Source organism: Novosphingobium sp. 550D, from assembly GCF_057401885.1.
The window spans coordinates 3639854-3665884 of record NZ_CM171613.1 but is presented as its reverse complement, the minus strand read 5'-3'; the positions used below and the strand labels follow the sequence as shown (position 1 = coordinate 3665884).

General features: G+C 59.0%; 23 protein-coding genes, 2 tRNA genes and 2 pseudogenes. 20 read left to right on the top strand and 7 right to left on the bottom strand.

Annotation, left to right across the window (positions count from 1 at the left end):
- Positions 1-115: 115 nt before the first annotated feature.
- A complete protein-coding gene (hflC, locus tag AC2S2E_RS17430; RefSeq protein WP_476105151.1) occupies positions 116-988 on the bottom strand; it encodes a protease modulator HflC in 873 nt (290 codons plus the stop codon).
- Positions 985-2088: a protease modulator HflK gene (gene hflK, locus AC2S2E_RS17425; protein WP_476105149.1), complete on the bottom strand. Its 1104-nt coding sequence runs from the start codon at positions 2086-2088 to the stop codon at positions 985-987. Before hflK ends, hflC begins: the two co-directional genes overlap by 4 nt.
- A gap of 210 nt (positions 2089-2298) precedes the next feature.
- On the opposite strand from hflK, the gene AC2S2E_RS17420 reads away from it, so the two are divergent.
- Genes AC2S2E_RS17420 through hemH form a run of 3 tightly spaced genes read left to right on the top strand, consistent with a single transcriptional unit; the run spans position 2299 to position 6621 of the window.
- On the top strand, positions 2299-3309 hold the full coding sequence (locus tag AC2S2E_RS17420) for an Mrp/NBP35 family ATP-binding protein (protein ID WP_476105146.1): 1011 nt from the start codon (positions 2299-2301) through the stop codon (positions 3307-3309).
- Between the two features lie 7 nt (positions 3310-3316).
- Complete coding sequence (locus tag AC2S2E_RS17415) at positions 3317-5605, top strand: molybdopterin cofactor-binding domain-containing protein (protein WP_486523219.1); 2289 nt, start codon at positions 3317-3319, stop codon at positions 5603-5605.
- Positions 5606-5607: 2 nt separating this feature from the next.
- The gene (gene hemH / locus AC2S2E_RS17410) at positions 5608-6621 is read left to right on the top strand and encodes a ferrochelatase (RefSeq protein ID WP_486524645.1); all 1014 of its coding nucleotides are present in this window, start codon (positions 5608-5610) and stop codon (positions 6619-6621) included.
- A gap of 18 nt (positions 6622-6639) precedes the next feature.
- Here hemH and AC2S2E_RS17405 read toward each other — a convergent pair whose 3' ends face one another.
- Complete coding sequence (locus AC2S2E_RS17405; RefSeq protein ID WP_476105142.1) at positions 6640-6831, bottom strand: DUF1674 domain-containing protein; 192 nt, start codon at positions 6829-6831, stop codon at positions 6640-6642.
- A 55-nt stretch (positions 6832-6886) separates the two neighbouring features.
- Between AC2S2E_RS17405 and AC2S2E_RS17400 the strand changes: the two genes are divergently transcribed.
- On the top strand, positions 6887-8116 hold the full coding sequence (locus AC2S2E_RS17400) for an RsmB/NOP family class I SAM-dependent RNA methyltransferase (protein ID WP_486523218.1): 1230 nt from the start codon (positions 6887-6889) through the stop codon (positions 8114-8116).
- A gap of 59 nt (positions 8117-8175) precedes the next feature.
- On the opposite strand, the gene msrA is transcribed toward AC2S2E_RS17400, so the two are convergent.
- Positions 8176-8706, bottom strand: coding sequence for a peptide-methionine (S)-S-oxide reductase MsrA (gene msrA / locus AC2S2E_RS17395; protein ID WP_486523217.1), 531 nt, complete (start codon positions 8704-8706; stop codon positions 8176-8178).
- A 97-nt stretch (positions 8707-8803) separates the two neighbouring features.
- Between msrA and aguB the strand changes: the two genes are divergently transcribed.
- The 6 genes from aguB to AC2S2E_RS17365 all read left to right on the top strand — a co-directional run bounded on the left by aguB (position 8804) and on the right by AC2S2E_RS17365 (position 12802).
- A complete protein-coding gene (aguB, locus tag AC2S2E_RS17390; RefSeq protein ID WP_486523216.1) occupies positions 8804-9676 on the top strand; it encodes an N-carbamoylputrescine amidase in 873 nt (290 codons plus the stop codon).
- Positions 9660-10178, top strand: a complete 519-nt coding sequence (folK, locus tag AC2S2E_RS17385) for a 2-amino-4-hydroxy-6-hydroxymethyldihydropteridine diphosphokinase (protein WP_486523215.1) — start codon at positions 9660-9662, stop codon at positions 10176-10178. The genes aguB and folK overlap by 17 nt, the downstream gene beginning before the upstream one ends.
- A 26-nt stretch (positions 10179-10204) precedes the next feature.
- Positions 10205-10280: transfer RNA gene (locus AC2S2E_RS17380), tRNA-Lys, on the top strand.
- Positions 10281-10525: 245 nt separating this feature from the next.
- A complete protein-coding gene (locus AC2S2E_RS17375; RefSeq protein WP_486523214.1) occupies positions 10526-11095 on the top strand; it encodes a hypothetical protein in 570 nt (189 codons plus the stop codon).
- 127 nt (positions 11096-11222) lie between these two features.
- The gene (locus AC2S2E_RS17370; protein ID WP_486523213.1) at positions 11223-11432 is read left to right on the top strand and encodes a helix-turn-helix transcriptional regulator; all 210 of its coding nucleotides are present in this window, start codon (positions 11223-11225) and stop codon (positions 11430-11432) included.
- Positions 11429-12802 (top strand): DUF927 domain-containing protein, encoded by a 1374-nt coding sequence (locus AC2S2E_RS17365; RefSeq protein WP_486523212.1) that lies wholly within the window; start codon positions 11429-11431, stop codon positions 12800-12802. The genes AC2S2E_RS17370 and AC2S2E_RS17365 overlap by 4 nt, the downstream gene beginning before the upstream one ends.
- Here the strand turns inward: AC2S2E_RS17365 and AC2S2E_RS17360 are convergent.
- Complete coding sequence (locus AC2S2E_RS17360; protein ID WP_486524551.1) at positions 12753-13832, bottom strand: IS630 family transposase; 1080 nt, start codon at positions 13830-13832, stop codon at positions 12753-12755. The two genes, AC2S2E_RS17365 and AC2S2E_RS17360, sit on opposite strands and share 50 nt — an antisense overlap.
- Positions 13833-13930: 98 nt before the next feature.
- Between AC2S2E_RS17360 and AC2S2E_RS17355 the strand changes: the two genes are divergently transcribed.
- Together AC2S2E_RS17355 and AC2S2E_RS17350 are read left to right on the top strand one after the other, a co-directional pair.
- Positions 13931-14290: a hypothetical protein gene (locus AC2S2E_RS17355; RefSeq protein ID WP_486523210.1), complete on the top strand. Its 360-nt coding sequence runs from the start codon at positions 13931-13933 to the stop codon at positions 14288-14290.
- A gap of 332 nt (positions 14291-14622) precedes the next feature.
- Complete coding sequence (locus tag AC2S2E_RS17350; RefSeq protein WP_486523209.1) at positions 14623-15336, top strand: hypothetical protein; 714 nt, start codon at positions 14623-14625, stop codon at positions 15334-15336.
- A 114-nt stretch (positions 15337-15450) separates the two neighbouring features.
- Here AC2S2E_RS17350 and AC2S2E_RS17345 read toward each other — a convergent pair whose 3' ends face one another.
- The gene (locus AC2S2E_RS17345) at positions 15451-16947 is read right to left on the bottom strand and encodes a tyrosine-type recombinase/integrase (protein ID WP_486523208.1); all 1497 of its coding nucleotides are present in this window, start codon (positions 16945-16947) and stop codon (positions 15451-15453) included.
- Positions 16948-17069: 122 nt separating this feature from the next.
- Here AC2S2E_RS17345 and AC2S2E_RS17340 point away from each other — a divergent pair.
- Positions 17070-17147 (top strand) — tRNA-Lys (locus AC2S2E_RS17340).
- A 309-nt stretch (positions 17148-17456) separates the two neighbouring features.
- Here the strand turns inward: AC2S2E_RS17340 and AC2S2E_RS17335 are convergent.
- Positions 17457-20105, bottom strand: coding sequence for an HD domain-containing protein (locus tag AC2S2E_RS17335; protein ID WP_486523207.1), 2649 nt, complete (start codon positions 20103-20105; stop codon positions 17457-17459).
- Positions 20106-20329: 224 nt separating this feature from the next.
- Here AC2S2E_RS17335 and AC2S2E_RS17330 point away from each other — a divergent pair, with 224 nt between their 5' ends.
- The 7 genes and pseudogenes from AC2S2E_RS17330 (at position 20330) to AC2S2E_RS17300 (ending at position 25918) form a co-directional block, all read left to right on the top strand.
- Entirely contained in the window at positions 20330-20653 is a 324-nt protein-coding gene (locus tag AC2S2E_RS17330; RefSeq protein WP_486523206.1) for a hypothetical protein, read from the top strand.
- A 39-nt stretch (positions 20654-20692) separates the two neighbouring features.
- Positions 20693-21361 carry a hypothetical protein gene (locus AC2S2E_RS17325; protein WP_486523205.1) on the top strand — a complete coding sequence of 223 codons (669 nt, stop codon included), beginning with the start codon at positions 20693-20695 and terminating at the stop codon, positions 21359-21361.
- Positions 21362-21576: 215 nt separating this feature from the next.
- A complete protein-coding gene (locus AC2S2E_RS17320) occupies positions 21577-22392 on the top strand; it encodes a hypothetical protein (RefSeq protein ID WP_486523204.1) in 816 nt (271 codons plus the stop codon).
- Between the two features lie 418 nt (positions 22393-22810).
- Positions 22811-23751 (top strand): annotated as a pseudogene (locus AC2S2E_RS17315) (IS3 family transposase); the annotation flags it as partial.
- A gap of 192 nt (positions 23752-23943) precedes the next feature.
- Positions 23944-25002, top strand: coding sequence for an IS110 family RNA-guided transposase (locus tag AC2S2E_RS17310; RefSeq protein WP_486522625.1), 1059 nt, complete (start codon positions 23944-23946; stop codon positions 25000-25002).
- A gap of 16 nt (positions 25003-25018) precedes the next feature.
- Positions 25019-25204, top strand: a pseudogene (locus tag AC2S2E_RS17305) (IS3 family transposase); the annotation flags it as partial.
- Positions 25205-25246: 42 nt separating this feature from the next.
- The gene (locus AC2S2E_RS17300) at positions 25247-25918 is read left to right on the top strand and encodes a hypothetical protein (RefSeq protein WP_486523203.1); all 672 of its coding nucleotides are present in this window, start codon (positions 25247-25249) and stop codon (positions 25916-25918) included.
- Positions 25919-26031 lie beyond the last annotated feature (113 nt).

Here is a 26031-nt window from a genome sequence, read left to right as displayed (position 1 = left end):
CCAAAGCCGGTGGCGGGGGCCGATCTCCGTTCGGCCATGGGGTGATTTATCAATTGTAATTTACGCCCGCCCGTCCTGAACGGAAATTGAATAGGCGTGGAACGGTTCCATCGGCCTATTGTCCCTTCTGGCTGCGGAACTGGCGCAGGTAATCATTATCCGGCGTCAACACGATCGTGGTTGACGATTTGTTGGCCGGATTGGCGAATGTGGTGCGATAGCTCTCCATCGCGCGATAAAAGTCATAGAAGCCGGGGTCCTTGCCATAGGCTTCGGCATAGGTCTTGGCAGCAACGCCTTCGGCCTCGGCGCGGATGATCTGCGCCTGTTTCTGGCCCATGGCGCGGATGGTGGTGGCCTCCTGTTCGCGCGCGGCCTCCATCCGGGCATAGGCGCGTTCCAGCGGCGTGCCATCGGGCAGGTCTGCGCGCTTGATGCGCACGTCGATGATCTGGGCGCCATATTCGCGCGCCTCAAGGTCCAGCGCCTTGCGGATCTGTTCCATCATCACGCCGCGTTCCGGCGTCAGCAACGATTGGAACGTATAGGACGCCAACCCCTGACGCAGCACGCTGGTCATGATCGGTTGAAGCTGTTCCTGAACGCGCTCGGCGGTTCCGGCGGTGCGCACCATCTTGACCGGATCGATGATGCGGAAACGGGCATAGGCGTCCACTTCCAACCGCTGCTGGTCCGAGGAGTTCACCTGCTGGCGCTCCATATCCAGATTGAGCACGCGGCGGTCCACCCGCACCAGCGTTTCAAAAAAGGGCACGCGCAAGGACAGGCCCGCGCCCGTGTTGCCGAAATCGACGCCCGGCTTGTACCGATTGATGACACGCACCGGTTCGCCCAGCCACATGACCACGGCCTGCTGGCTTTCGGGCACTTCAACCACGGCGGAAAAACCCACCAATGCCGCCGCGATCAGAGCCGCCGCGCCGAATTTGGCGCGCGGGCTGATGCCATCCTGAAACAGACCGCTCATGGCTTCACCACCACAGGTTCATCGGCCTGTTTCTTTTGAATGGCGGGCAAAGGCATATAGGAATTGAACCCGCCCGATGGCGCGATCACCTTGTCATTCTGCGACAGAACCTGCTCCATCGTGGCGTAATACATGCGGCGGCGCGTCACTTCGGGCGCCAGCTTGTACTGGTCATAGACCTTGTTAAAGGCGGTGGCGTCGCCCTCGGCGCGCTGGATCACCTGTTCGGCATAGGCGCGGGCGTTGGACATGTCGCGGTTGGCGTCCTGCTGGGCGGCCTGTACGCGCTGAAATGCGTCATTGACCTTGGCGGGCGGGTCGGCCTTTTTGATGTCGACGCCCTGAACCAGAATGCCCGAATGATAGGCGTCCAGCACGGCCTGCATCCGTTGGCGCACATTGGTTTCGATTTCGGCCCGGCGCGTGCCCAACATCACATCGTTCAGCTTCACCTCGGCCACGCTGGCGCGCATGGCGGCTTCGGCCACTTCGCGCACGGTGCCCTGCGGGTCTTCCAACTGATAGGTGAATTGCTTGAGGTTACGGATGTTCCAGCGGATGATATAGCTCAGATCGACAAGGCTCTGATCACCCGTCAGCATCAGCTTTTCAGCCTCACCTTCGGGCACATTGTCGCGCCGGATCGATGTCACATCCTCCACCCGCACGCGCTGGATCGGCCATGGGGCGGTGAAATTCATGCCCGGCCCGATGGTCGAGGTATATTTGCCAAAAGTCGTGACGATGCCCTGTTCGTTGGACGACAATTGATGCCCGGTCGAAAAGGCCAGCCACAGCAATGCCACCCCGCCCAGCAGAACCGGGGTCCAGCTTTTGCCATTGGGGCGCTGGGGAATGCGGAAATTGGGGCCGGGGGGCGGGGTGCTTGGCCCGCCGGGGCCGCCCGGTCCGCCATTTTCACGGCGGGCGCGGAAAATATCCTCAAGGCTGCTGGCGCGGCGGCCCTGATTGCCCTTGCCGGTCGTGGGCGGTTGCCACGGGTTGCGCGGTCCTGAATTTCCGGGCTTGGGCGTACCTTCCTCCGGGCCTGAACCATCGTCCTGTTCGGCCATTAATACCGGGGGCAGAGCAGGAGACATGCCCCTTACCCTGCGTTGAATTCCCTGCGCGATCCACTCGGCCATTTGCTTCATGGCACTATCTATAGGTGCCTCCTTACGAATTAACAGGGGGCGATGAACCAGATTGCGCAAATTTCCCAAGGTGGGGTGCCTTTCGGGTGTTTCCCCTTGGGGGCAAAATGCTCTAGGGCGCGGGGCACGACCTGTGTTGATTTCAAGGATAGTGTGATGAGCGCCCAGCCTGCCGATGACCTGCGCCAACTTTTGCCCGCCGAAATGGCGTCGCGGGTGCAATCGCTGCGTCTGGCCGATGGGGTGGTGACGCTGGTTCTGGACGGATCGGGGCTGGATGGCGCCGCGCGCGCCGCGATGGAGGCGGGCGCCAAGGCCGCGCTGTCCGCCGCGCCCGCCGTGACCGAGGTGCGCGTGGGCATCATGGCCGACCGTGACGCGCCGCCCCCGCCTCCCAAGGGGCCGCTGATTCTGGCGGTGGGTTCGGGCAAGGGGGGCGTGGGCAAATCCACCCTTTCGGCCAATCTGGCCGTCGCGCTGGCGCGGGCCGGGGTCAAGGTGGGGGTTGTCGATGCCGACATTTATGGGCCGTCACAACCGCGCCTGTTCGCCAATGAAGGCATCAAGCCCAACGCCAAGGACAGCAAGATGTTTCCCGTCCCCAGCCGTTACGGCGTGGGCGTCCTGTCCATGGGCCATCTGATCGAGGACGGTCGGGCCATCGCATGGCGCGGGCCGATGGTGTCGGGCGCGCTCAGCCAGTTGGTCGATGCGCATTGGGGCGATACACAGGTGCTGGTGATCGACCTGCCGCCGGGCACGGGCGATGTGCAATTGACCATGGTGCAAAAACACAAGCCCGCAGGTGCCGTCATTGTTTCCACGCCGCAGGATCTGGCGTTGATGGACGCCAGCCGCGCGATGAACCTGTTTGAGGGCGCGCATGTGCCGGTGCTTGGGCTGGTGGAAAACATGGCGGGCTATATCTGCCCCCATTGCGGCAATGTGTCGGACCCGTTCGGCTGCGGCGCGGTGGAGGATGCGGCGACGCGGCTGGACATGCCTTTCCTTGGCCGTGTTCCGCTGGACATATCGATCCGTCTGGGTTCGGATGCGGGCGACCCGCCCGCCGCCGGTGAAGGTCCGCAGGCCGAGGCCTTTGCGCGCATCGCCCGCGCTTTGCTGCCCTGGCTGGCGACACAGGGCGTGACGCCGGGCAAGGCTTGATCCAACGATGGCCATAACCCGGCGGCAATGGTTGATCGGTTCGGCGGCGGGCGGGGGCCTGCTGGTGGGTTGGAGCCTGTTGCCCCGGCATTATGCCCAGCCCTTTCCGCCGGAGGAGGGGCAATTCGCCTTTGACGCATGGTTGCGCATTGGCACGGATGGCGTGGTCAATGTCGCCATCCCGCAATTGGAGATGGGGCAGGGGGTGATGACCACTCTGGCCCGGATTGCGGCGGTCGAATTGGGGGCGGATTGGCGACAAGTGGCCGTCACGCCCGCGCCGATCAGCGCACATTTCCCCAACCTTCCGCTGGCCGCGCAATGGGTGCCGTTATGGGCCTCCATCGTCTCGCCCATCGTGGGGGATCAGGACGGCTGGCTGGTGCGCCGCTGGGCCGAGGATCATCGGTTCATGGCAACCGGGAGCGGCACATCGGTGGCGGCCTATGAAGAACCCTTGCGCAAGGCGGCGGCGGGCGCGCGCTCTGTGCTGGCCATGGCGGCGGCGGCGCGCTGGGGGCTGAGTGGCTGGGAGCAATGCGACGTGTCGGGCGGGGCCGTGCGGCACGGGGCCAAGGTTCTGGGCTTTGGCGAATTGGTTGCGGATGCGTCCCGCCAGACCCCGCCCGATCCGCCGGTGTTGCGCCCCGCGCCTGCGGCGGAAAGCCCGGCGGTGATGCCTGCCGGGGCGGAACTGGCCTTTCCCCGTCTGGATGCCCCGGCCAAGGTTGATGGGGCTTGGCAATTTGCCGGCGACATTCGCCTGCCCGACATGGTCTATGCCGCGATCCGCCATGCGCCGCGCGGGCAGAATGTTACGCTGGGCGCGCATGATGCGGGCAAGGCGAAGGGCATTTCCGGCTTTATCCGCATGGTCGAAGGCCCGCGCTGGGTCGCCGCGGTGGCCAGCGATTGGTGGGCGGCGGAAAGGGCGTTGACCGCGATTGCCCCCGGTTTCGTGGTCGAAAAACCGCTGGAAAGCGCGCAGATCACCAAAGCGCTGGACGAGGCGTTGGGCCGCGCGATGAAGGGCGAAGACACCGAACGCATGGTGGCGGTGGGCGACCCCGATGGTGTTCTGGGCGATCATCCGCAATTTTCGGCGCGCTATGACATTGCCCCTGCGGTTCATGCGACGTTGGAAACGGCGACGGCCACGGCGCGGCTGCGTGACGGATTGGTCGAGGTTTGGGCCGCCGTTCAGGCGCCAGAGCGGACGAGGCTGGCTATTGCGCGCGAATTGGCGGTGCCCGCGCATAAGGTCGTGCTTTATCCCGTTTCGGCGGGCGGCAGTTTCGATGCGCGCTATGATTCCCGTTTCGCCATAGAGGCCGCCACACTGGCCCAAACCGTGGGCAAACCAGTGCAATTGATGTGGAGCCGGTGGCAGGAGCATGTCGCCGGATTGCCTCGTGCCCCCTTGGCCGCCCATGTCCATGCGCGGGCCGATACAGCCGGGCGCGTGGCCGCATGGCGCAACCGTATCGCCATGCCCGCCACGATGCGCGAATTCGGCCTGCGCATGTTGTCGGGCGCCAGCACCAGCAAAGCGGCCAGGATGCAGGATCGCCAGGATGTTCTGGCCATGGCGGGGGCCAATCCGCCCTATGCCATCGCCCATGTCGCGGTGGACCATGCCGCGACGCAGATCGGCCTGCCCACTGGCCCTATGCGGGGCGGCACGCATGCCATGCACGCCTTTGTCACGGAAAGCTTTCTGGACGAAATCGCGGCGGCCATCGGGCATGAGCCTTTGTCCTTTCGCATGGGCATGCTGGACAATGATCCGCGCATGGCGGCCTGTCTGCAACGCGTATCGGCATTGGCGGAATGGAACGGAGGCAAGGACGGCAGCGGGGCGGGGCTGGCCTGTCACCGGATGGGCGATATTGCCACGGGCGGATGCATTGCCGCCATTGCCACCGCGCGGCGCAGCGAGGCGGGCGTCCGGGTGGACCGCATCACGGCCGTTGCCGACATCGGCCGCATCATCCACGCCGACATTGCCCGCCAACAGATCGAAGGCGGGCTGATCTACGGCATCTCTCTGGCCATCGGGGCCAGTATGGGGTGGCGCAAGGGATTGCCATCGGCGACAAAATTGGGCGAACTTGGCCTGCCCCTTTTGGCCGATTGCCCCGAAGTCGAGGTTGAATTGATCGCCAGCGGGGCCGATCCGTTCGATCCGGGCGAATTGGGCGTGGCGGTGGCCGCGCCTGCTATTGCCAATGCTTTGTTTTCCGCCACAGGTTTGCGGCTGCGCCGTTTGCCCTTGGCCTCTGATGATCAGGAATGACTATGGAACGCCCGATTGACCATCCGCCTGTGGCCGCCCCGCGCGTGGGGGTGATGCTGGTCAATCTGGGCACGCCGCAGGCGGCGACCGCCCCGGCGGTGCGAACCTATCTGGCCGAGTTTTTGTCCGACCGCCGCGTGGTGGAAATTCCGCGACTGGTGTGGATGCCGATCCTGCATGGCATCATTCTGCGCACGCGACCGGCCAAATCGGCCCATGCCTATGCACAGGTGTGGACGCCCGATGGTTCGCCTCTGGCCGCGATCACCAAGGCGCAGTCATGGGCGTTGCAGGAGCGGATGGGGGACGCGGTGATGGTCGATTGGGCCATGCGCTATGGCCAGCCTTCGATTCCCTCTGTGCTGGAAAAGATGAAGGCGGCCGGGTGTGAACGCATTCTGGTCGCGCCGCTCTATCCCCAATATTCGGGCGCGACCACGGCCAGCGTGATGGACCGGCTGGGCGAAGGGTTGGCGGCGATGCGCTGGCAACCGGCGATCCGCACCTTGCCGCCCTATTACGATGATCCGGCACATATCGAGGCGTTGCGGGCCGATCTTGCGCGGCAATTGCGGGCCATGGCCTTTGTGCCGCAGGTGTTGCTTTTGTCTTTCCATGGGATGCCGGAACGCACCCTGCACCTTGGCGACCCATATCATTGCCAGTGCCGCAAGACCGCGCGTTTGCTGGCACAGGCGCTGGCGGGAGAGTTTCCGGGGATTCGGGTTGAAACCTCGTTCCAGTCGCGCTTTGGTCGCGCCAAATGGCTGGAGCCTTCGACCGAGGACACGCTGGCCCGTCTGGCGCGTGAAGGCGTGGGGCAGGTGGCGATTGCCGCGCCCGGATTTTCCGCCGATTGCGTCGAAACGCTGGAAGAACTGGCGATCCGTGGACGCGAAGTTTTCGAGGAAGCCGGAGGCAAGGATTACGCCGTGCTGACCTGCCTTAACGCTGGGGCGGAAGGCATGGCGATGATCGAGGCTCTGGTGCGGCGGGAATTATTGGGCTGGGTTTGAGGTAGCCCAATTGGTGGCTTAAAAATCCCACGCAATCCCCTTGCGGGTGAAATCGCCATAGCGGGTGGGGGACAGGCCTTCGGGGTCTTCCTCATCCTTGGGCGTGGCGGGCGCGGGGGCGGGGTCGTTCGTCCAATGCGCGGGCTTGACGAAAGTGCCGGGGCGCTGGGTCGAGCGCTGGAAAGGCCGGGGGGTGGAACTGTCGGTCATGGGGTCTTCCATGCGCCCGCTGGCGCGGGAATGCAATATACCCTAAGGGCCGCGCATGACACGTCTGCCAACTTCTGAAACCGTCCCCGGACTTGCCCCTCGTCGCGCCGCTTTGCGCCTGATGGATGCGGTGCTGCGCCGGGGGGAAACGCTTGATAATGCCGCCCATCCCGCAACGCAGGGCCTGACCCAGCCGGACAAGGCGCTGGCCCGCGCGCTGGCGGGAGAGGCGATGCGGTGGATGGTCGATCTGGACGCGCTGATCGATTCGGCGACGAAACAGATCCTGCCCGATGATGCCAAGCCGCGCGCGGTGCTGCGCCTGATGCTGGCCGGGTGGTTGCGGTTGGAAACGCCGCCGCACGCCGTGGTGGCGACGGGGCTGGAATTGTTGCAGGGCGGGCCGCGCCGACTGGCGCATGGCGTGTTTTCCTCGCTGGTGCGGCGCGGTGTAACCTTGCCCGAAGCGCCGACTTTGCCCGAACGCGTGATGGAGCGTTGGGGAGAGCGGGGCGCCGCGATTGCGGCTGGGCTGGCGGTGCCGCCGCCGCTGGATTTGTCGGTGAAGCCGGATGGGGCTGCGCCCGAAGGCCTGTCCTTGATGCCCGGTCATGTACGCCTGTCGCGCGGCGATGCGGTGGAAAGCCTGCCCGGATTTGCCGGTGGGGATTGGTGGGTACAGGATCTGGCGGCTTCAATCCCGGCGCGTTTGATCGGCGCGGGGGCGGGGCGTGTTCTGGATGTTTGCGCCGCACCGGGTGGCAAGACGATGCAATTGGCCGCCGCCGGGTGGGATGTGACGGCGCTCGATTCCAGCGCCAAGCGGATCGAGCGGATGCGGGGCAATCTGGACCGCACCGGGTTGACCGCCGATCTGGTGGCGATCAACGCTTTGAAATATGAGCCGGAGGAATTGTTCGACGCGGTGTTGCTGGACGCGCCCTGTACGGCGACTGGTACGTGCCGCCGTCACCCGGACGTGCTGCATCGTATTGGCCCGCGTCAGATCGCCGAAATGGCCGAATTGCAGAGTGAATTGCTGGCCCGCGCCGCTGACTGGCTGAAACCGGGCGGGGTGCTGGTCTATGCGGTTTGCTCGTTGGAGCGTGAGGAAGGCGAGGATCAGGCGGCCAAGGTTGCCCTGACGCCCGATCCGATCCGGGCGGAGGAATTGCCCGCGGGGCTGACGCCTACGCATGAAGGCTGGTTGCGCACCGATCCCGGCATGTTGGCGCCCGAAGGCGGGTTGGACGGGTTCTTCGTCGCGCGCTGGCGCAAGGGGTGATTGTGTGATCCCGTGGTTGGCGGGATCACACAATCTATCAAACTCTGTCGAATTGCCGCTTAGGCTTTCAGCCTCTGCGCAAACCCCTTCTTCAACTTCGCCAGCTTGGGCGGGATGACGGCCAGGCAATAGGGATTGCGCTGTCCTTCGCCGACCCAGTAGTCCTGATGGTAATCCTCGGCCGGATACCATGGGGCGATGGGTTCGATCGTGGTGACAATCGGGGCGGGCCAATCCTTTTGCGCGCGCAGGATGGCCTCTTCGGCCTGGGCACTTTGCACCGCGTCCAGTGGAAAGATGGCGCTGCGATATTGGGTGCCGATGTCATTGCCCTGACGGTTCAATTGCGTCGGGTCATGCGTGGCAAAGAACACGTCGAGCAAATCAGCATAGGAAATGACCGCAGGGTCAAAGCTGATGCGGATGGCTTCGGCATGACCGGTTGCGCCGCTGCACACCTGTTTATAGGTCGGGTTCTCGACGCTGCCGCCGATATATCCGCTTTCCACGTTGCTGACCCCGGTCAATTGGCGGAACACCGCCTCAACGCACCAGAAACAGCCTCCAGCGACAATTGCTTGCTGGGCCATGTCCATTCTCCAATCTTTCGTGATTGGCCCCTAGATAGGGATGATCGCCCTGCCTGCAATGGTGGACATATTTCGAGGCTCGACATAGGAAGCGGCCATGACCGAACGCACAATTACCGTCGCCGCGCTTCAACTGGCGCTGGGCAGCCAGGATGAGGCACAAAACATCGCCGCCACCGTCGCGTTGGTGGAGGAGGCTGCGGCCAAGGGCGCGCAGATCATCCTGCCGCCCGAACTTTTTTCCTCGCCCTATTTCTGCACGATCGAGGATGAGGCGCTGTTTGCCCTTGCCCGCCCGGTGGACGAACACCCCAGCGTGGCCGCGATGCAAAAGCTGGCCAAGGCGTTGAACGTGGCGATCCCGACCAGCTTCTTTGAACGCGACGGGCACCATTACTACAACACGCTGGCCATGATCGATGCCGATGGCGAAATCATGGGCACCTATCGCAAGAGCCACATTCCCGACGGGCCGGGCTATGAGGAAAAATACTATTTCCGCCCCGGCAACACCGGTTTCAAGGTGTGGGATGTTTTCGGCACGCGCATCGGCGTGGGCATTTGTTGGGACCAATGGTATCCCGAATGCGCGCGGGCGATGGCGCTGATGGGCGCGGAAATGCTGTTCTATCCCACCGCCATCGGCACCGAGCCGTATAATGCCGACTTGGACACCAGCCGCATGTGGCGCCGCGCGATGCAGGGCCATGCGGTGTCGAATTGTATGCCGGTCATCGCCGCCAACCGCATCGGCGCCGAGGCGGCCTATGGCGGGCCCGAACAGTCTTATTACGGCCACAGCTTCATCAGCGACGAATGGGGCGACCTGACGCAGGAGTTCGGCGCGGGTGAAACCGGCGTGCTGGTCGAAACGCTCGACCTGTCACGGGCGGCGACGCACCGTGCCGGCATGGGCTTTTTCCGCGACCGCAGGCCCCAGCTTTATGGCCGCCTTGCGCAAGACATCTGATCTTTATGTGATCGCGCTGGGGTCGAATGTCCGCCATGCAACCCATGGCGGGCCAGAGCGCGTGTTGCGGGCCGCTGTGGGTGCGCTGGCGCAGGCTGGGCTGGGCATTGAGGGCATGGCTCCGGTGATTCGCAGCGCGCCTTTGGGGCCGTCCTTGCGGCGCTATGCCAATGGGGCGGTGCTGGTGCGATCGGATCTGGGGCCGGTTGCGATGCTGGCGCTGCTCAAATCCATCGAGCGCGAATTTGGGCGTCGCGGCGGAAAACGTTGGGGTTCGCGGGTGCTTGACCTCGATATTGTGCTGTGGAGCGGTGGAGAATGGCGCTCTCCCGGCCTTTGCGTGCCCCATGCCTCTTTTCGTGAGCGTGACTTTGTTTTGCGCCCTTTGGCGGCACTTGTCCCCAACTGGCGTGATCCGCGCACAAATTTTAGCATCAAACAATTACACAGCCGCTTGACCCGAAGCCTCCGCGCCCCTAGGGAACCGCGACCCGACGCCTGAAGCAAGCCTTCAGCAGCGTATGTTGGGGGCCCATAGCTCAGTCGGTAGAGCAACTGACTTTTAATCAGTAGGTCTCTGGTTCGAATCCAGATGGGCTCACCATTAAATCAAGGGCTTGCAGTCTGATTGCAAGTCCGCAAGGCCCAAAATGGTCTTCTTGGGCATCAGATAGGCATCAGCCGAACTATTTTGACGGCTGGCCAAATAGCCTCGTACCGCGTTCCAAACCTGCATCATGCTTTGTCTGCATTCGGCTTCCGGGTGGCATAATCGTGCAAGGTGGCTTTGATGGTGGTAAGCAGAGGGCTTGTGCCCTTGGCAACTTATCATCCTAAACGTGAAGGCGAATGTCTGTGGCTGTAATGTCGCCCGATGGGGTTGAGCCTCTTGAAAAGCGGGTTGAGGCCATCATGCACCTCTTGAAAAGTCTGCGCATCCCTCAGGTCGATTCAGGTGCCTTGCCTGTTTCGCACCTCTTTCCTGCAATAGCTCAAGATTTGGCTCGCTGGGTTTACGTGCCCACTAGCGGCAATGCCAGCCGAGACGCTGTTGTTAAGAAAATTAATAAAATACAGAGCATTGCAAGAGGCTTGATCGCTCCGGTGAATGGAAATCTTGCGGAGGCTGAAATATTTGGGAAGGGCATTGGCCGAGAATTGATTGATATGCTCTGCCAAATTTCAGACGCTGAAATATACGAAGAGGGTAGTAAGCCAAAACGAGGGCAGCCCAAGAATGAAGATGCTGAAAAACTGGCTGTAAGATTCGGTAATTATTATAAAAATTCGTTTGGCCTTATGATTGGCGTTAATCAGGATAGCACGTTCGTCCTTTGCCTTGACGAAATTTACAAAATCCTTGGTCATGATGTTAATGCGCAGCACTACGCAAAGAAAGTCAGTCACTTAATCAAGTGAAGGGGCTGTAATCCGTAGGTGTGAGAGAAATACCCCTAAAAACGGGGTAATAAGCTCACGAAATCATTGATTGAAAATAGAAAATTAAAAACAATATGGGGGCCTCCAATAACTTTAAGGAGGCCACATGGCACTCGAAGTTCTAACTACCGTAGAGGCTGCGGAATATCTTAGCCTGTCCTGCCCCACCCTTGAACGCTTGCGCTTGAAAGGGGATGGTCCGCTCTATGCTAAACTAACCCCCGGAAGGCGTGGCGCTGTGCGTTATCGTCGTGCAGACCTTGATTCATGGATTGCCGACCGCTTGGTCCATTCGACCAGTGAGGTGCTGCAATGAGTTATGGCAGCAACCCTTTCCAGCCCAAAATGCCCTTCGGTTTCTCCCTCTCAGAAAGAGGCCTCTGGAAAGAGCAACCGGGAGACAATCCGGCGAAGTTCATCGCAGGCCCCTTTGAGATTATAGCCCAGACCCGTGACCATGAGGGCACCGGCTGGGGGCTATTGCTGCGCTGGAAGGATGATGATGGGCAGGTCCACCAATATACCGTTAAGCGCGCCACGCTGGCAGGTGATGGCCGCGATGTGCGACAAATTTTGATGGATGGAGGCCTTTATATTGCTCCTGACATTGGCTCACGCAATGCTCTGGTGGAATTTCTGGCCAGCGTGAAAACACCGCGCCGCGCAAGGCAAGTTCTTCAACTTGGGTGGACGCCTGAAGGTGCCTTTGCTCTGCCTGACCGCACCATCGCCAGCGCAGAGAGCGAGCTTGTGATTTATAATGGTCCCTTCGCGAAAGGGGATGACTATAGCATTGCTGGCACACTGGAGGCTTGGCAGGCTACGGTTGCCACATGGGCGGCTGGCAATACCCGTCTTGTGGTGGCGATCTGTGCGGGCCTTGCAGGGCCATTGCTTCACCTGATCGGCGCAGAGGGTGGTGGCATTCATTTTCGGGGCAAATCGTCTATCGGCAAATCGACTGCCCTTTTGGCCGGGGCTTCCATTTGGGGGCCTCCCTCCTTTGTCAAGCAATGGCGGGCAACCCCTAATGGGTTGGAAGGCATTGCCGCGCAATCAAACCACACCTTCCTAATTCTGGACGAACTGGCTCAACTTGATCCAAAGGACGCTGCAAGCACTGCCTATTTGCTGGCCAACGGCGGCGGCAAAGTGCGGGCAAGTCAGAACGGGAATGCTCAGCCAGTTAAGCGATGGCTTACATTCTTCCTATCCTCTGGCGAAATCAGTCTTGCCCAGCATGTCCAATCCGAAGGGCGCGGCAAGCGTCAGCCAGCCGGGCAAGAGGTGCGCATTCTGGATATTGAGGCCGATGCGGGCGTGGGCCTTGGATTGTTTGATAGTTTGGTTGGTTTTCCCAATGGAAGCGATCTCTCTCAAGCAATCAAGGATGCTGCGGCCACTAACTATGGCCATGCCGGGCCTGAGTTTGTGCGCCTCCTGCTGGGCAAGCAAGAGAGCATTGCGCAACAGGTGCGTTTAGGCATTGAGCGCTTTGTGAAGGAATATTTGCCGCCCGATTCATCTGGGCAGGTAGTACGGGTTTGCCAGCGCTTTGGCATGATCGCTATGGCAGGCGAAGTTGCCACAAGTCTGGGCATTCTGCCTTGGGAAAACGGCACTGCATTGGAAGCGGCTAGTGGATTGATTCCAACGTTTGGTGCCCCCGGCGCACAGCGGCGATGATCTCGTCAGGATCGGCTTTCCACACGAAGGGGCGCGGCTCCTGATTATGCTCTTTGATGAAGCGGTTGATGGCCGCCTGGAGATCGACGACGGAATGAAAGACGCCGTTTTTCAGGCGCCGTCTGGTCAGCTTGGCAAAGAACCCCTCGACAGCATTGAGCCAGGAGCATGACGTTGGCACGAAGTGGAACGTCCAGCGCGGATGCCTGGCCAGCCAGGCGCGAACCTTGGGCTGCTTATGAGTTGCGTAATTGTCGAGAATGACGTGGACGGCCTTGTCGGCGGGCATCTGGGCCTCGATGGTATTGAGGAAGCGGATGAACTCCTGATGCCGGTGTCGCTGCATGTTGCGGCCGATCACCGATCCGTCCAGCACATTGAGTGCGGCGAATAGCGTGGTTGTCCCATTGCGCTTGTAATCATGGGTCATGGTCGCACCGCGTCCGCGTTTGAGCGGCAGCCCCGGCTGCGTGCGGTCAAGCGCCTGGATCTGGCTTTTTTCGTCGACCGACAGCACGATGGCGTGGGCGGGCGGCGAGACATAGAGTCCGACCACATCGCGCAGCTTTTCGGCAAAAGCCTTGTCGTTGGACAGCTTGAAGCTGCGCCACCGGTGCGGCGCCAGGCCGTGATCGTGCCAGATCTTCACCACCGTTGAGGCGGCAATGCCGACAGCCTTGGCCATCGCGCGCACCGTCCAATGCGTCGCCTCTTGAGCGGGCGGCTCCAGCGTCAGCGCTACGACTTTGTCAACCAGCGCGGTATCCAGAGGCGCGATGCCGGGAGGCCGGGTCTTGTCGCGCAGCAAACCATCCACGCCCTCAGCCATGAACCGCTCCTGCCAGCGCCATACGCAGGTCTTGGACTTGCCGGTTGCCGTCATGATCGCCTGAGTGCCTTCGCCCTGCTCGGTCAGCAGAATGATCCGCGCCCGCCACACGTGCTTCTGCGGTGAGCCCCGCGCCGCGACAATCGCCTCAAGCCGCTTCCTGTCCCCTGCCGTGACCTCAATCTGGATACCCGTTCGCATGCCGTATTCTGGCATGCAGGACGTCGCATGGGAATCCTTCAAAGGGACTCATTCGTTACGATCAATCCACTAGGGCTCTTTTTGATGGTTGGGTCGCTTTGCGTGGCGGTGCTGGGCAAGCGGAAGATCGGAAGGCGAGGGACCAAGTCGCCAGCTTCCTTGTAATCCATGGGCAATCGCGTTTTCAGGAGATTGGCAAGGAAGATCGAACGGTTGTGAGCCGAGCTGGTTTTATTCGTGAAATCGACGGCAAGCGGGAATACCTCATTCCTCCAAATGTCTGGCATGATGAAGTTTGCCAAGGTTTGAGCGGAAGGGCCGTTGCCAAGGAACTTTTAGAAGCTGGGCATCTTAAGCCGGATTCTGATAACAGATCATCTGTTACGGTTGCTGTTCCCGGCATGGGAAGTGCTAGGTACTATATCGTCAGAGAAAGCATTTTTGACGATATCGGTTAGTGTTGTAAAATTAAATGTGTTTCTGTGTTTCTGTGTTATGAAACACGATTACACATAAAACACATTGTTTAGTGAAATCGGCTAGAATGGAGTTTTCTATTCTGGCCGTTTTTGCGCATTGCCCTTTCGGTTTGCACTCTATTAAAGGGGTGGCTTTCGGGTGTATTAGATCAATGTCGATTTGGCTTGCAATCAGGTTCGCATTTGCTCAATTTTCCGCCGATGCCCTTCCTAGGTTTTAATCTTATGCGGTACTCACCTACTCCCCTAACCTGTGCTGAGGTCGAGCGAATTGGCGTGTGGATGTTTCTGATCTGTTTGCGGGATGCCGAATGAGTTATACGAGACCAATTGCCTGTGCGCTGGCTATTTTTCTTCATGGTTGCAGCGATGCAAATGGCGACCAGAAAAGTCCGGTAAATTCGTATAAAGACGAGCGCGGAATATTGGGGAGTAGCGCCGAGAAAGTTGACGCAACCCCGACGCGCAATGACGGGAAGGTCGTTGATAACCCGGCGCTTGGGAGATTCGGCCTGCCGAACTCAGAAAATTCGAGGCCTGTTCCCGGATTAGAGGGGTTGTCTGAAGGGAGTGACCGCCCGAAAGATAATTGGGTATTGGTTTGGCAAGCACCCGACCGCGCTTTTAATGGCGCAGAAGTTATTGATGCAAACGGCATATGGATTCAAAGTGGATATTATCGGTTTATGCGCTGGATTTATATTTTTCCTGAGGATCAAAATGGAGTTGTTCTGTTTAAGTCAATAGTAGCTATAAGTTGTGATAAAAAAACTGAGTCAAATGACTTTACAACAGGGTTTGATATTAGGGGGCGCTTGGTGAAGGGCGCTGTATATGATGGGACTGTGGAGGAAAAAATTGTTCGGAATACCATCGCGGATGGTGAGTATGAGTTGGTTTGCAAGCGCAATGTAATCAGGCCTCAAAAGACATTCCACGTTGGGAACAGGCAACCGACTTATGCGGAAGCGCACTATCTTATCGATGAGGGGCTGTATGGAAAGAAATTGCAATTTAGTTTTTGAACATAGGCGCTTGGTATGCGGTCTTATCGGCGGTTAACGTCATGCAAGCGCAGTCAGCCAGATGCGCGCATAGACCTTTCTCCCTCGATCCACCCCGTTGGACTTTTCCGCTTGCTAGGCTGATTGCTTCGCAACGCTGATTGGCACCACGTTGCCGGTTTCACGCTCTATCGGCTTCCCGCTATTATCAACACAAGCCCGGATATAGGCCCGCCATGCGACTGCATCCGCCTCGCCATGCTCGTTCATAAACTGGCTGGGCCGGTGTCCTGCCGCGATGGCTGCCACGTTTGCCGCCCATGCGCGCAAGGCTTCGCGCTTTTCCTCTTTCCAATCGTGTTGTTGGTAAATACCTGCCACGCCACTCTTGGCCCCGCTAACATGGTTCAAGGTCGCCTCGGTCACTTCAAAGCGAACGCCTAGGCGCTGAAAGCCAGTGGCCAGAGTGCGGCGCAAATCGTGAATGCGCCAGCCGGGCAACGGGCCATCCTCTTTGCGGGCTTCGGCAATCGCCTTGTCCAGCGCCAGCTTAGCCTTAGTTATTCCGCTAATCGGTGTGCGGTCGGTGGTGGTGAGGGCATAGCCGGATTTGGGCCAGCGCTTCGGGTCCAGTTCCGCCAATGGCTTGCCATCCTTTAAGGCCTTGGCATTCGCCCGCTCTTGGGTGGCCAGTGCCAGCGCGTCTAGTTCTTCCAGCACAGCAGGGGCCAAAGGCACAAGATGCGCCATGCCATTCTTTGCGCGGTCGGCGGGAATGATCCAAGTGGAGGTTGCCCGGTCCAATTCGGCCCAGCCCATTGCGGCCACTTCACTCCGCCTCTGGCCAGTCAGGATCAACAAGCGGAAAAACGCGCCAAAGGGGGCGGCGCATTCGCGGCTGGCATTCCAGACTGCCGCCAATTCATCATCGGGCAAAACGCGGTCGCGGGCTTTGGGAGCTTCGGGCTTTGCCATGGCCAAGAGCGGGTTGGCTTCAATGTCGCCCCGCTTGTGCGCCCAGCTAAAGAGGATGGATGAATAGGCAAACACGGCACGGCGCATTCCGCGCTTTGCGGTGGGGATGGCGTCTAGGATCGGCTGGAGGTCGGCGCGGGTGATATGGGGCAGGGGTTTGCCGGTGAGGCTGGGCAAGAGGTAATTGTTCACCACAAGGCTAGCCAGCGCCACGCTGGAGGGGCGGCGCTCTTTCTCGTTTTCATACCAATCAAGGAAGGTTGCGGCCATGCGTTCAAAGGCTAGTTCCCCTTCCAGCTTGGCTTTGGCCTCGGCTTGGCGCGTGGCTTCATCCTTGGCGGCGATGGCGTCCAGTTCCAATTGGCGCGGGTCTCTCCCTTGCTCCACCATGGCGGCCAACTCTTTGGCGCGGGCGCGGGCTTGGTCTGGTGTCAGGCTGCCATGCTTGCCGATGGTGTATTTGCGCGGGGGGGTCTTATCGGCCATGCCGGGGCGGGCTAGGCGATATTGAAACAGATAGATCTTGCTTCCTGATGGCGTGACTTTCAGGCCAAAGCCTTTGACCGTCTCTTTGGCCCCATCATCCCAAATCACATACTCGGTCTGCATGGGCTTCGCGGCGTCAACCGTTCGCTTGGTGATGGGAGCCTTGGCCATATCGTCTGCCTGATACCTAAAGTGGATGTAGGCATCAGATAGGCATCAGGTTAAAGTAAATCAAGGATGGTTTGGGATGGCTTCGTATTAAAAAACAATTGATTTTCAAGGCATGAAAAAGCGAGAGGGTTGATTTTGCTTTGGCGTAATGCTGACTTTTAATCAGTAGGTCGCTGGTTCGAATCCAGCTGGGCTCACCAAAGGTTTCAAAGGCTTGGCGTTTTCGCCAAGCCTTTTGCTTTTAGGCCTCCCACGTTATTCCCCTTTCCAGAGGCTGGAGCCACCTTGGCAAATGGCCGCTTTGTACCTCGCGCTTGAGCCTACGGGTAATCGGCTGGCCTATCGTCAGTCTGAAAGCGTGCCGTCTAGGGCCGGACAGGACATTTCGCTTAGGGCTGACGGCTTGGGGCGGAGCGGCATGCCACCGCTGTCAGAGATTAGCTGCCGATCAGTTGGCGCACTTAATTGAGACAAAATCGGTTCAATCAACAAAGTCATTTAACTGCCGGTTAGCCTGCTTGAGCAAACGTCAGTTCCAAAACGGAACAATTGACCATTGCGCCGTGTCTAAGCCCCTGCCTTGGCGAATCCTGCCCAACGTACCGGGCGACTGCTAAGCGTTCAATGAAGCGCCCACTGATATTGACTCCACGCGCAGCACCCAGATCGTTCATCATTTCGAGAAAAGAAAAAGGGGCTGGGCGCTCATTCAATGGGATCGCAAAGTAAGTGCTACTGTTCGCGTCAACGCCCTCTATGATCGGCACGATAAGCTCGAGTTCATTCGAAAAGTAATTGTCCACTAGTCCTGATTGCCGCTCCCTTACAATTCCGATAGACCATTCCTCTTGCGAGCCAGACTGCCTGATAGGAGTGTAGACTTTCCCCATACGACAGGCTTTTTCGAAAGCCTCCTCAAGAGTTAGCCAGTCGCGATCAAAGCTGATCGAGGCGATTGGCCTCGCATAACCTTTGAAGTCTGCCACGCGGTAAGCGATGGTGCGCTGCTGCGACCCCGCAGGGACTAATTTCGCGGCAAGTATCGCCTGTTCGGTCGCCCAACGAGCCAGCAACTCATCTGATCGCGGAGATCCAAAGGATCGACGTGGTCCAGCAGGCCGGTAGTCGATAGCCCCCCAAAACTCAGCGGCATACTGATTGAAGCCTTCAGTCGCACGGAGCATACCAACAGCCCGCACGCCTCGTGCTGCAACGCCTGATATTGCAGCCAAGCCCGCAGTTGGATCGTCAGGGTCGACAAAAGTTAGTCGCAGCGCTGCGTCGGCGATCTGTGCTTCGACTTCTTCGATGGATACGTTAATGGCCTTATTGACGTGCGGGAGAGAAATGCGTCGAAGCCAAGCGATCCGGTCCTCTTCGAACCAATTGTGCGAATGAATTTTGGTGACTTGCTGGGCCACATCCACAAATATATCGACGTCGAGCATCGGGCAGAGAGCACCGATCAACTCTCCAAACGTGACAGGTGACTCGGATCGATTGAACGAAGATCCGAAGCGAAGAATCTGATCTAAAATCGAGCGCTCGAGCTTGAGTGTGACTCTTGTCGACATGGTCGAACTTGTGACATGCTGACCGGCATCCATTAAAATCGGCCGGGTCTGCGCTTCCTTTGAGAATTTAAGTACACGCAATTTATCCAAACCTGCGTCGAATGGGCGTGAAAGAACGATAACCTCATCAGCAATCATGAAGGTAGAGAAGAAGCCGATGCCATATTTACCAGTGCGCTTGCGTCCCTTGGATAATAACCCCGGTCGCTCGGCCTTGACTAGGCTGGAGGAGATATAACTCTCGCCGAAATCGATGAGCGGTCCCGTGAGTACCGCCTCTGACATTCCAAGCCCATCATCTTCGACGTCAATCCAGACATGCTCGGAACCATCATCACGCAAGCGGGCAACTATCCGTCCACAATAGGCGCTTGTCTTGGGTTCAAGCTCTCGGCGATAGCGGACAGCGTCGGCGGCGTTCTGGATTAACTCGCGGACCGGCACCCACATTTGATGCCCATAGAGTTTCTCACCACCAAACAACTCCACGACCTTATCGACCCGCGAAATTCTGACATCGGCAAGCACAGGGCGCCAGCCTCTAACCTGGACCAACGCAGAGAGACGATCCGGTGTTTCAGCGCCCCGAATCCGGTTTACTTGGAGCGGCGGTAGTGCAAGATCTCGCAGGAGCGCGTCCGTTGCTTGAAGTTCACGATTGGCGACGCGAAGCGCGTCATAGGCGATCCACCAAGCACTCACATCTTCTTCTGCGAACGGCCGAGTAGACGTGAACACCAGTGCCTCGGGGTGGGTTGGATCAACGTATGGATGCGCGAGCCGGTTTTGTGCCCGCCAATGCTGTTCCGATAGGCCGCGCAACTGCAGGAGCCCGTAAAGGAAATCGGGCGCCCGGTCTTGATCGAGCTGGGTCGCGTCAGCGCAGCGCAGAAGACCCGCCAACAAGATCGGGCGGATGGTCCAGTCAGCGGGCATACCGGCAAGTGAACCACGCGTACCCCCAAGGCGATTTACGAGAGTATCCACATCCCAATGATGGCTCGCGGCGATCTCACCGATCAGGGGGCCAAGATGGGTGCGCAACTGATCATCGCCTAGCAAATATTGCCGTCGACCTGCCGTTTCGACCTCAAAGTCAGCAAGGTCCCGCGCTCGCTCTGCATGGACGGCGCGCAACGTATCCAACAGCAGCGCGCGCCTGACCTCTGCATCAGGTTCGGAAAGTCCGCCGCTGTCCTGCCGCTCGGCCCATTGTGTCAACGCGTCCCGCCATTCGGGCGTCGCCTCGATTGCGGCAAGGCGGCCGGGGAATGCCGCCAGCGAATTAGCGGCGTCATGCAGCAGGATAGCTGCGCCAAAGACGAAGACTTCAAGCGGCGTCAGTATGAATTCTTGACCGGCCAACTGATCTGCGCGCGCCCACAGAGCCTCAAAATGCCGATCATCATGCAAAGTGAGTTGGGGAAGGTCGCGCTGTATCTCCCGTGATAGTTCGACTGCGTTGTCCCAGAACTGACGATAGCTGGTGCGCAGTTGCTCTCGCTTGGCGGGCGCTGCACCTTCGCCGATGTTACGTTGCCAGAGCCCTAGTTCTTCGAATTGCCCCAAGGTAAAGTTCTCCATCGGATTCGCTGATAGGCTTAGTAGCGCTTTCAGCATTTACCAACACGGGTTGATGATCGTCGATCATGATCGCGTTGATGCCTCTCGGCGGCGCATAAGCGTATCTAAGTATTCAGCAAAAATCGATAGGCGGGTGTCGCACCGCCGCGCCGCCATTGCCGCTTGCGAAAGTCCTAATTGCCCTTAGGAAACAAGAGGCGTGAACTCGTGATTGAGGTCCAGGCATGCCCTTCGATCAAAACCCTGAGGTTATCGCAAAAATCGTGGCCCGGATCATAGCGAACGATTCCGAGATCGCCGCTGCCATGGAGGAGTCGGCCTATGATTTAGCGGACATGCAATCGGAGTCTGAGCCGCTCTGGGAAGTAGTGCATGACGAACTCAGGAAATATGAGACGGTCGAGCGGGAACTGACGGAGCGTGTACAGGTCTTCGAGGCGAAGAACGAGCCGGAGCCAATGGCTCACGACTCAGGCGGCGGTTGCTTGCAAACGCTATTTCAGGGCGCGGCGTCACTCTCTGGCGCGGGGATGGACTTGAACCGCTGACGCACTTATACCGGCCTCAAGCTGCGGGAGTTGGTGAGATTGACTGAGTTGTTGGATCGGCTGGTGTCAGCAGTTGAAAAGCATTATCCGTCGGCTGACGTTCCTGTGCTGCGCCTGTCCAAGTTTGGTACCGAGCATGCCGGACTGGTTAAAGAACTCAAGGCTGAGTTCAGGACGCTGACGCGTGCCATCAAGGAAGCTGGCGAGCATCGCTTGCGGTTCGTTGATGATCGTGCTGGCAGCGAAGCTGTCGCTCCCGCCAACATGGCGGATGAGATTGCCGCACAGCTTAACCGGTGCACGACCAATCTGAGGGAGGGTTCCGGCAACTTTGACACCCTTCCATCGACTGTTCAGATTGCCTTTGTAACCCGCAGCGAAGCAGGCGAGCATGTCGCGCTCGACGTTACGCGGCCCCATCGTTACAGCAAGGTTACCGATCCGGCTTTGATCCGTCCCTCCCAGCGCATTATAGCCGAACAGTACCGTCGTCCGGGGTTAGCGCTTCGCAACGCCACTGTAGGAGACAAGGCGGCGCTCTGGGCCTCCTTTTTGGCATGGGCAGAAGCTGTCAATATCGACCCAAGCACCTTTCAGGATAAATCTACGACTGCCTTGTCAAGGCTGCTGGCTGCACAGCCAAGAAGCATCATATCGCAGGTGATCATTCCCGCCGATATTGCCCAGTTACTTCTCAAGTATGCCTGACAATGGGAAAGAAGAGAGGCCTCGAGAAAACGCCTGAATCCTTGTCTCGCCCGCAGCGGCGAGGTGCGCCGGGGCCATCGCCACTGGTACTCCTCGCGGGTTTTCCGAGAGAGACAGCGTCGATCATTGCGCGCACTATAAACAATGACGAAAGCCTCCGGTGGAGAGCAGTTGCCTCACGGTTTTCCCCGCATGACCATGCCGTTTATGCGGATTTGGAAGCGGCGATTGCGCTCGGCCGCGCCGCCTGTGGCATTTCGCTTGAAGAGCAGGCAGACTCTGAGGGCGTGCCAATGCCGAGCCGCATTGCGATCGCGTACGTTGCCGACGCGCCCGGGTTCGAAAGGCTCTGGGAGGTGATGGGGCACTCTGTTTGGCCATTACCATTGAGGCACCCGGACTGGACCTATCCTCAAGGCAGGCACTGGCGCCATGAGGTGGCTTCGTCGGTTCAGGTCATTCGCAATGCGCTAATTTCGACAGAGCGTGAGGAGGCCGACGCATGGCGGCTACGCTTAGAGGCTCAGCGGCATCAGGATGTACTGCTGCTCCCGGGTAGAAATTTCCATCTACCTGATGGGCACCGCCTGATCGAGCGTTTCCGTGCTTTCATGAATGGCTGTCTAGACATTGCCGAGATCGAGAACGGCATCCGTCTCGAGAGATTTCCATTCGAGCGACTGCGTGGATTCTATATCGCTACTGGCGGCAAAAACAAAACATTTGCGGTCGACGAGCGCGAACTTGTCTTTCCTAGGAGCAATGCGGGGCAGCATGGGGGAGGCGCGGTTCAGGCCCTGCTCGACCAGCCGACGGCTGAGGTTATTCAGCGCTCACTCGAGGCTCGATATCGTTTCGGGACACCTTTCTCGCACAAGGGCTTCCAGCATGATGCGCAATGGCCTGATGACAAGCAACTTGCTTCTGAGCGGTTCGAATGCTCGGCAAAGGGCGGGGTCGAACTCTCGGGATCTCACGCAAACGTGTTCCCAAGCGACGTGGTCACCGGCGATCTGACAGAGATAGAGTAAAGGGCGAGCATTACTGCCCGCCCAATACATGAACACGTTATCTTCGTTTCCCGTTGGCCAGTTGGGTAATTAGCCAACTGCGTGGTCCCCAAAGCCCCGTGACCCGAAGTCACAATCACCCGGTTTCCTCGGACATTAAACGTCCCCAACAACATGTCTGTCAGACTATGACAGCCAGTGAGCTTTCGGGCTCAAATTAGGATAACGCCAAACCTTTCGCCTTGTTGTAGGCATACCTGAGGTTTTAGCCCCTCTTCGCGGAAGCCGCAAGAGCAAAGAATCCAGGCGGGAGATCAGCGTGTAACTAATTGGCGATGTGTGGAGAGCAAGCTCTCTCCTTCGAATCTGAAGGTTGGACTTGTAACGGATTTGTGCCGGTCACCTGAGCGTTTTATGCTCGCAACAGGAGACCGACGAGATGATGAAGCATAGTGAAGATTTTAAGCGAGAGGCGGTTCGGATCGCGCTGACCAGCGGGCTGTCACGGGAGCGGGTTGCCGCGGATTTGGGGGTCGGCAAGTCGACGCTTGGCAAATGGATTGCTCACTATCGCCCGACAGATTTGGTGGCGGAGCCACAGGCCGATCTGGCCCGTGAGAATGAGCGCCTGCGCCTGGAAAACCGTATCCTCAAGGAGGAGAGGGACATTCTAAAAAAAGCAACGCAGTTCTTCGCGAGCCAAAAATCGTGAGGTTTGCGTTCGTTCATGAGCACCGCGATCGCTGGCCGGTTGAAGGCCTATGCCGGGTCTTGCAGGTGTCTACGCGTGGCTATCGGGCATGGGCGTCACGCCCGACCTGCCAGCGCGATCGCACAGATCTGAAGGTGTTGGCGCACATCCGCGAGCAATACACCCTGAGCCGCGGCACCTACGGCCGCCCCCGCATGACCATGGAGCTTAAAGAGGTGGGGCTCGACGTGGGCGAGCGTCGTGTGGGACGGCTGATGAAGATCCATGGGATACGGCCAATTCGCACCCGTCGCCACAAGGTTACCACCGATAGCCAACACCACCTTGGTGTTGCCCCCAATTTGCTGGACGGGGATTTCCTGGCCGCTGCGCCGAACCAGAAATGGGCAGGCGATATCAGCTATATATGGACCACCGAGGGCTGGCTTTATCTGGCTGTCGTCATTGATCTGTTCAGTCGGCGTGTCGTTGGTTGGGCAGTCAGCGACCGGATGAAGAAAGACCTGGCAATCAGGGCGCTGGAAATGGCCATAAACCTGCGTCAACCGCCCAAGGACTGCATTTTCCATTCTGATCGCGGCAGCCAATATTGCTCTTACGACTTCCAGAAAAAACTGCTGGCCCACGGTTTACGGCCCTCGATGTCGGGCAAAGGTAATTGCTACGACTGTGATAACCTGCTGCGGCCTGATGGTCTGACCCATGCTACGATTGACCGCGTGTCATTGCGTTGACGTGTCGGCCATCAGGTCGCCCCGGCAACGGGCGAGATGTGACTTTATAGGAGCCTGACGGGTTCGCCCCTTCACAGTCCTGTCCTCTCTGTGCGGTGCCCGGGCACCGCGCAGAGAGGACAGGACATGAGCGACATAACGACCAACGCCGTAATCATCGGCGTCGATACGCACAAGGCCACGCATGTCGCTGTGGCAATCGATACCAAAGGCAGCCGCCTGGCAGCCTTCTCGGCTCCGGCGACAACCAAAGGCTATATTGCGCTCGAAGACTGGGCGTGTGCGATCGGCGCGATCACAGCCTTTGGTATCGAAGGAACGGGATCATATGGTGCTGGCTTGTCGCGTCACCTCCTTGCCCAAGGGCACAAGGTCGTCGAGGTAACGCGACCCAATCGACAGCTGCGCTATCAGCACGGCAAAACTGACAGCTTGGATGCCGAGGGAGCAGCCCGTTCCGTGCTAGCCGGGCAAGCGATCGCCGAACCCAAAACCCACAGCGGGTCGGTCGAGATGATCCGGCACCTTAAGATCGCTCGCGACACGGCCGTCAAAAGCCGGTCACAGGCCATGGTGACGCTGAAAACCTTGATCATCAATGCGCCCGCGTCGCTTCGCGACGGTCTTGATCAGATCAGCGGCAAAATCGCACTGATCCGGCATATCGCCGCGTTCAGGCCAGGTGCACTCACCTCGACCACCGCGTCGGCCAAAGCCGCTATGCGCGCCCTAGCGCGACGCTGGCTCGCGCTGCACGATGAAATCCAGGCGCATGACAAGGCGCTCGAACAACTCGTCGTCGCCCGCGCGCCGACATTGATCGCAGCGCACGGAATCGCCACGATGACAGCGGCAGAGATGCTCATCCTGGTCGGCGACGATCCTAACCGGATCCGTTCCGAATCCGCGCTCGCCAAGCTCTGCGGCGTTTGTCCAATCCCGGCGTCGAGTGGCAAAACCAACCGCTTCCGGCTTAATCGCGGCGGCAGTCGGCAAGCCAATGCCGCGCTCTATCGTGTCGCGATCGTACGGATGCGCAACCATCCGCCAACTCTCGCTTATGTCAGCAAACGTAAGAAGGACGGCAAAAGCAACCGCGAGATCATCCGCTGCCTCAAACGCTACATAGTCCGCGAAATTTTCACTCACCTGTGTCGCCCGGAAACAGCCTCGGCAGATGCTTGACAAATATAGGAGCCTCAATGCGGCTGTCGAAACCTTCTTCAAAAGCCTGAAGGCCGAGGTGCTCTGGCGCCAAACCTGGCCAACCAGGCGTCAGGCCGAGACCGCCATCTTCCAGTACATCAACGGCTTCTACAACCCACGTAGGCGCCATTCATATCTGGGCGGCATCAGCCCCCTCGCATTCGAGGCCAAGGTGGCATAGTGAGATAGGTGACCGGCACAAATCCGTTACAAGTCCACACAGATGAATAGTCTTCAGGAGAACATTCTTCGTGAAGTGCCCACGGTTCAGACCATTCGATCACGCGCAAGCGCGGTCATCGCGCGCAAGTTAAACGTACAGAAGAGCCTTGAGCTTGTGCGCCGACGCGATGCGCTTGTCGCACAGCGCACCGAACTTGGTGTCAGTCCAGGTTATGATAGTAGCACAATCGTCGCACAACAGCAGCTTGATGGAGCGACGCTCGATCAGTTCAGTCAAGTGGTCGAGGCCGAGCTTCAGTCCTGGCAATTCCCGGACGCGCAGCGCGTATTCTTCGAGCTGCCTAAAATGGACATCTCGGTCAGCGGAAAGGCAAGGGCTGCGAACGGCAAAGGCGTCAGGGCGTTGCTCCACGGGGCGTTCAGTATCGCGCTGATGAAATTCTGTAGGGATCGCTCTCGCGCTCATCCCGGTTTCCTGATCTTGGACTCGCTTTTCATTACCTATCGCGATCCGTCGGATGCCGGCGATAGCGCGATTGCAAGCACCCCCTTGAAAGATCGCGCATTCAAGGCGTTTTCGGCAATGCCACCAAACCTTCAACTGATCATACTGGAAAATGTCGATGTTCCAGTATGGTTGGAGGGGCAGCCCCAGGTAACGTATTTCACTGGCAACGCGGACGCAGGGCGGGCGGGCTTGTTTCCGAAATAGGGCCTTTCCCGCATAGCGGTCAACAAAGGCTAAGGAATTTTACAAGCGCGATCCGCTCGATTTAAGCATTCAACAGAGCGTGAACCATCGGCCGTATTCGAAGGATGAAAATT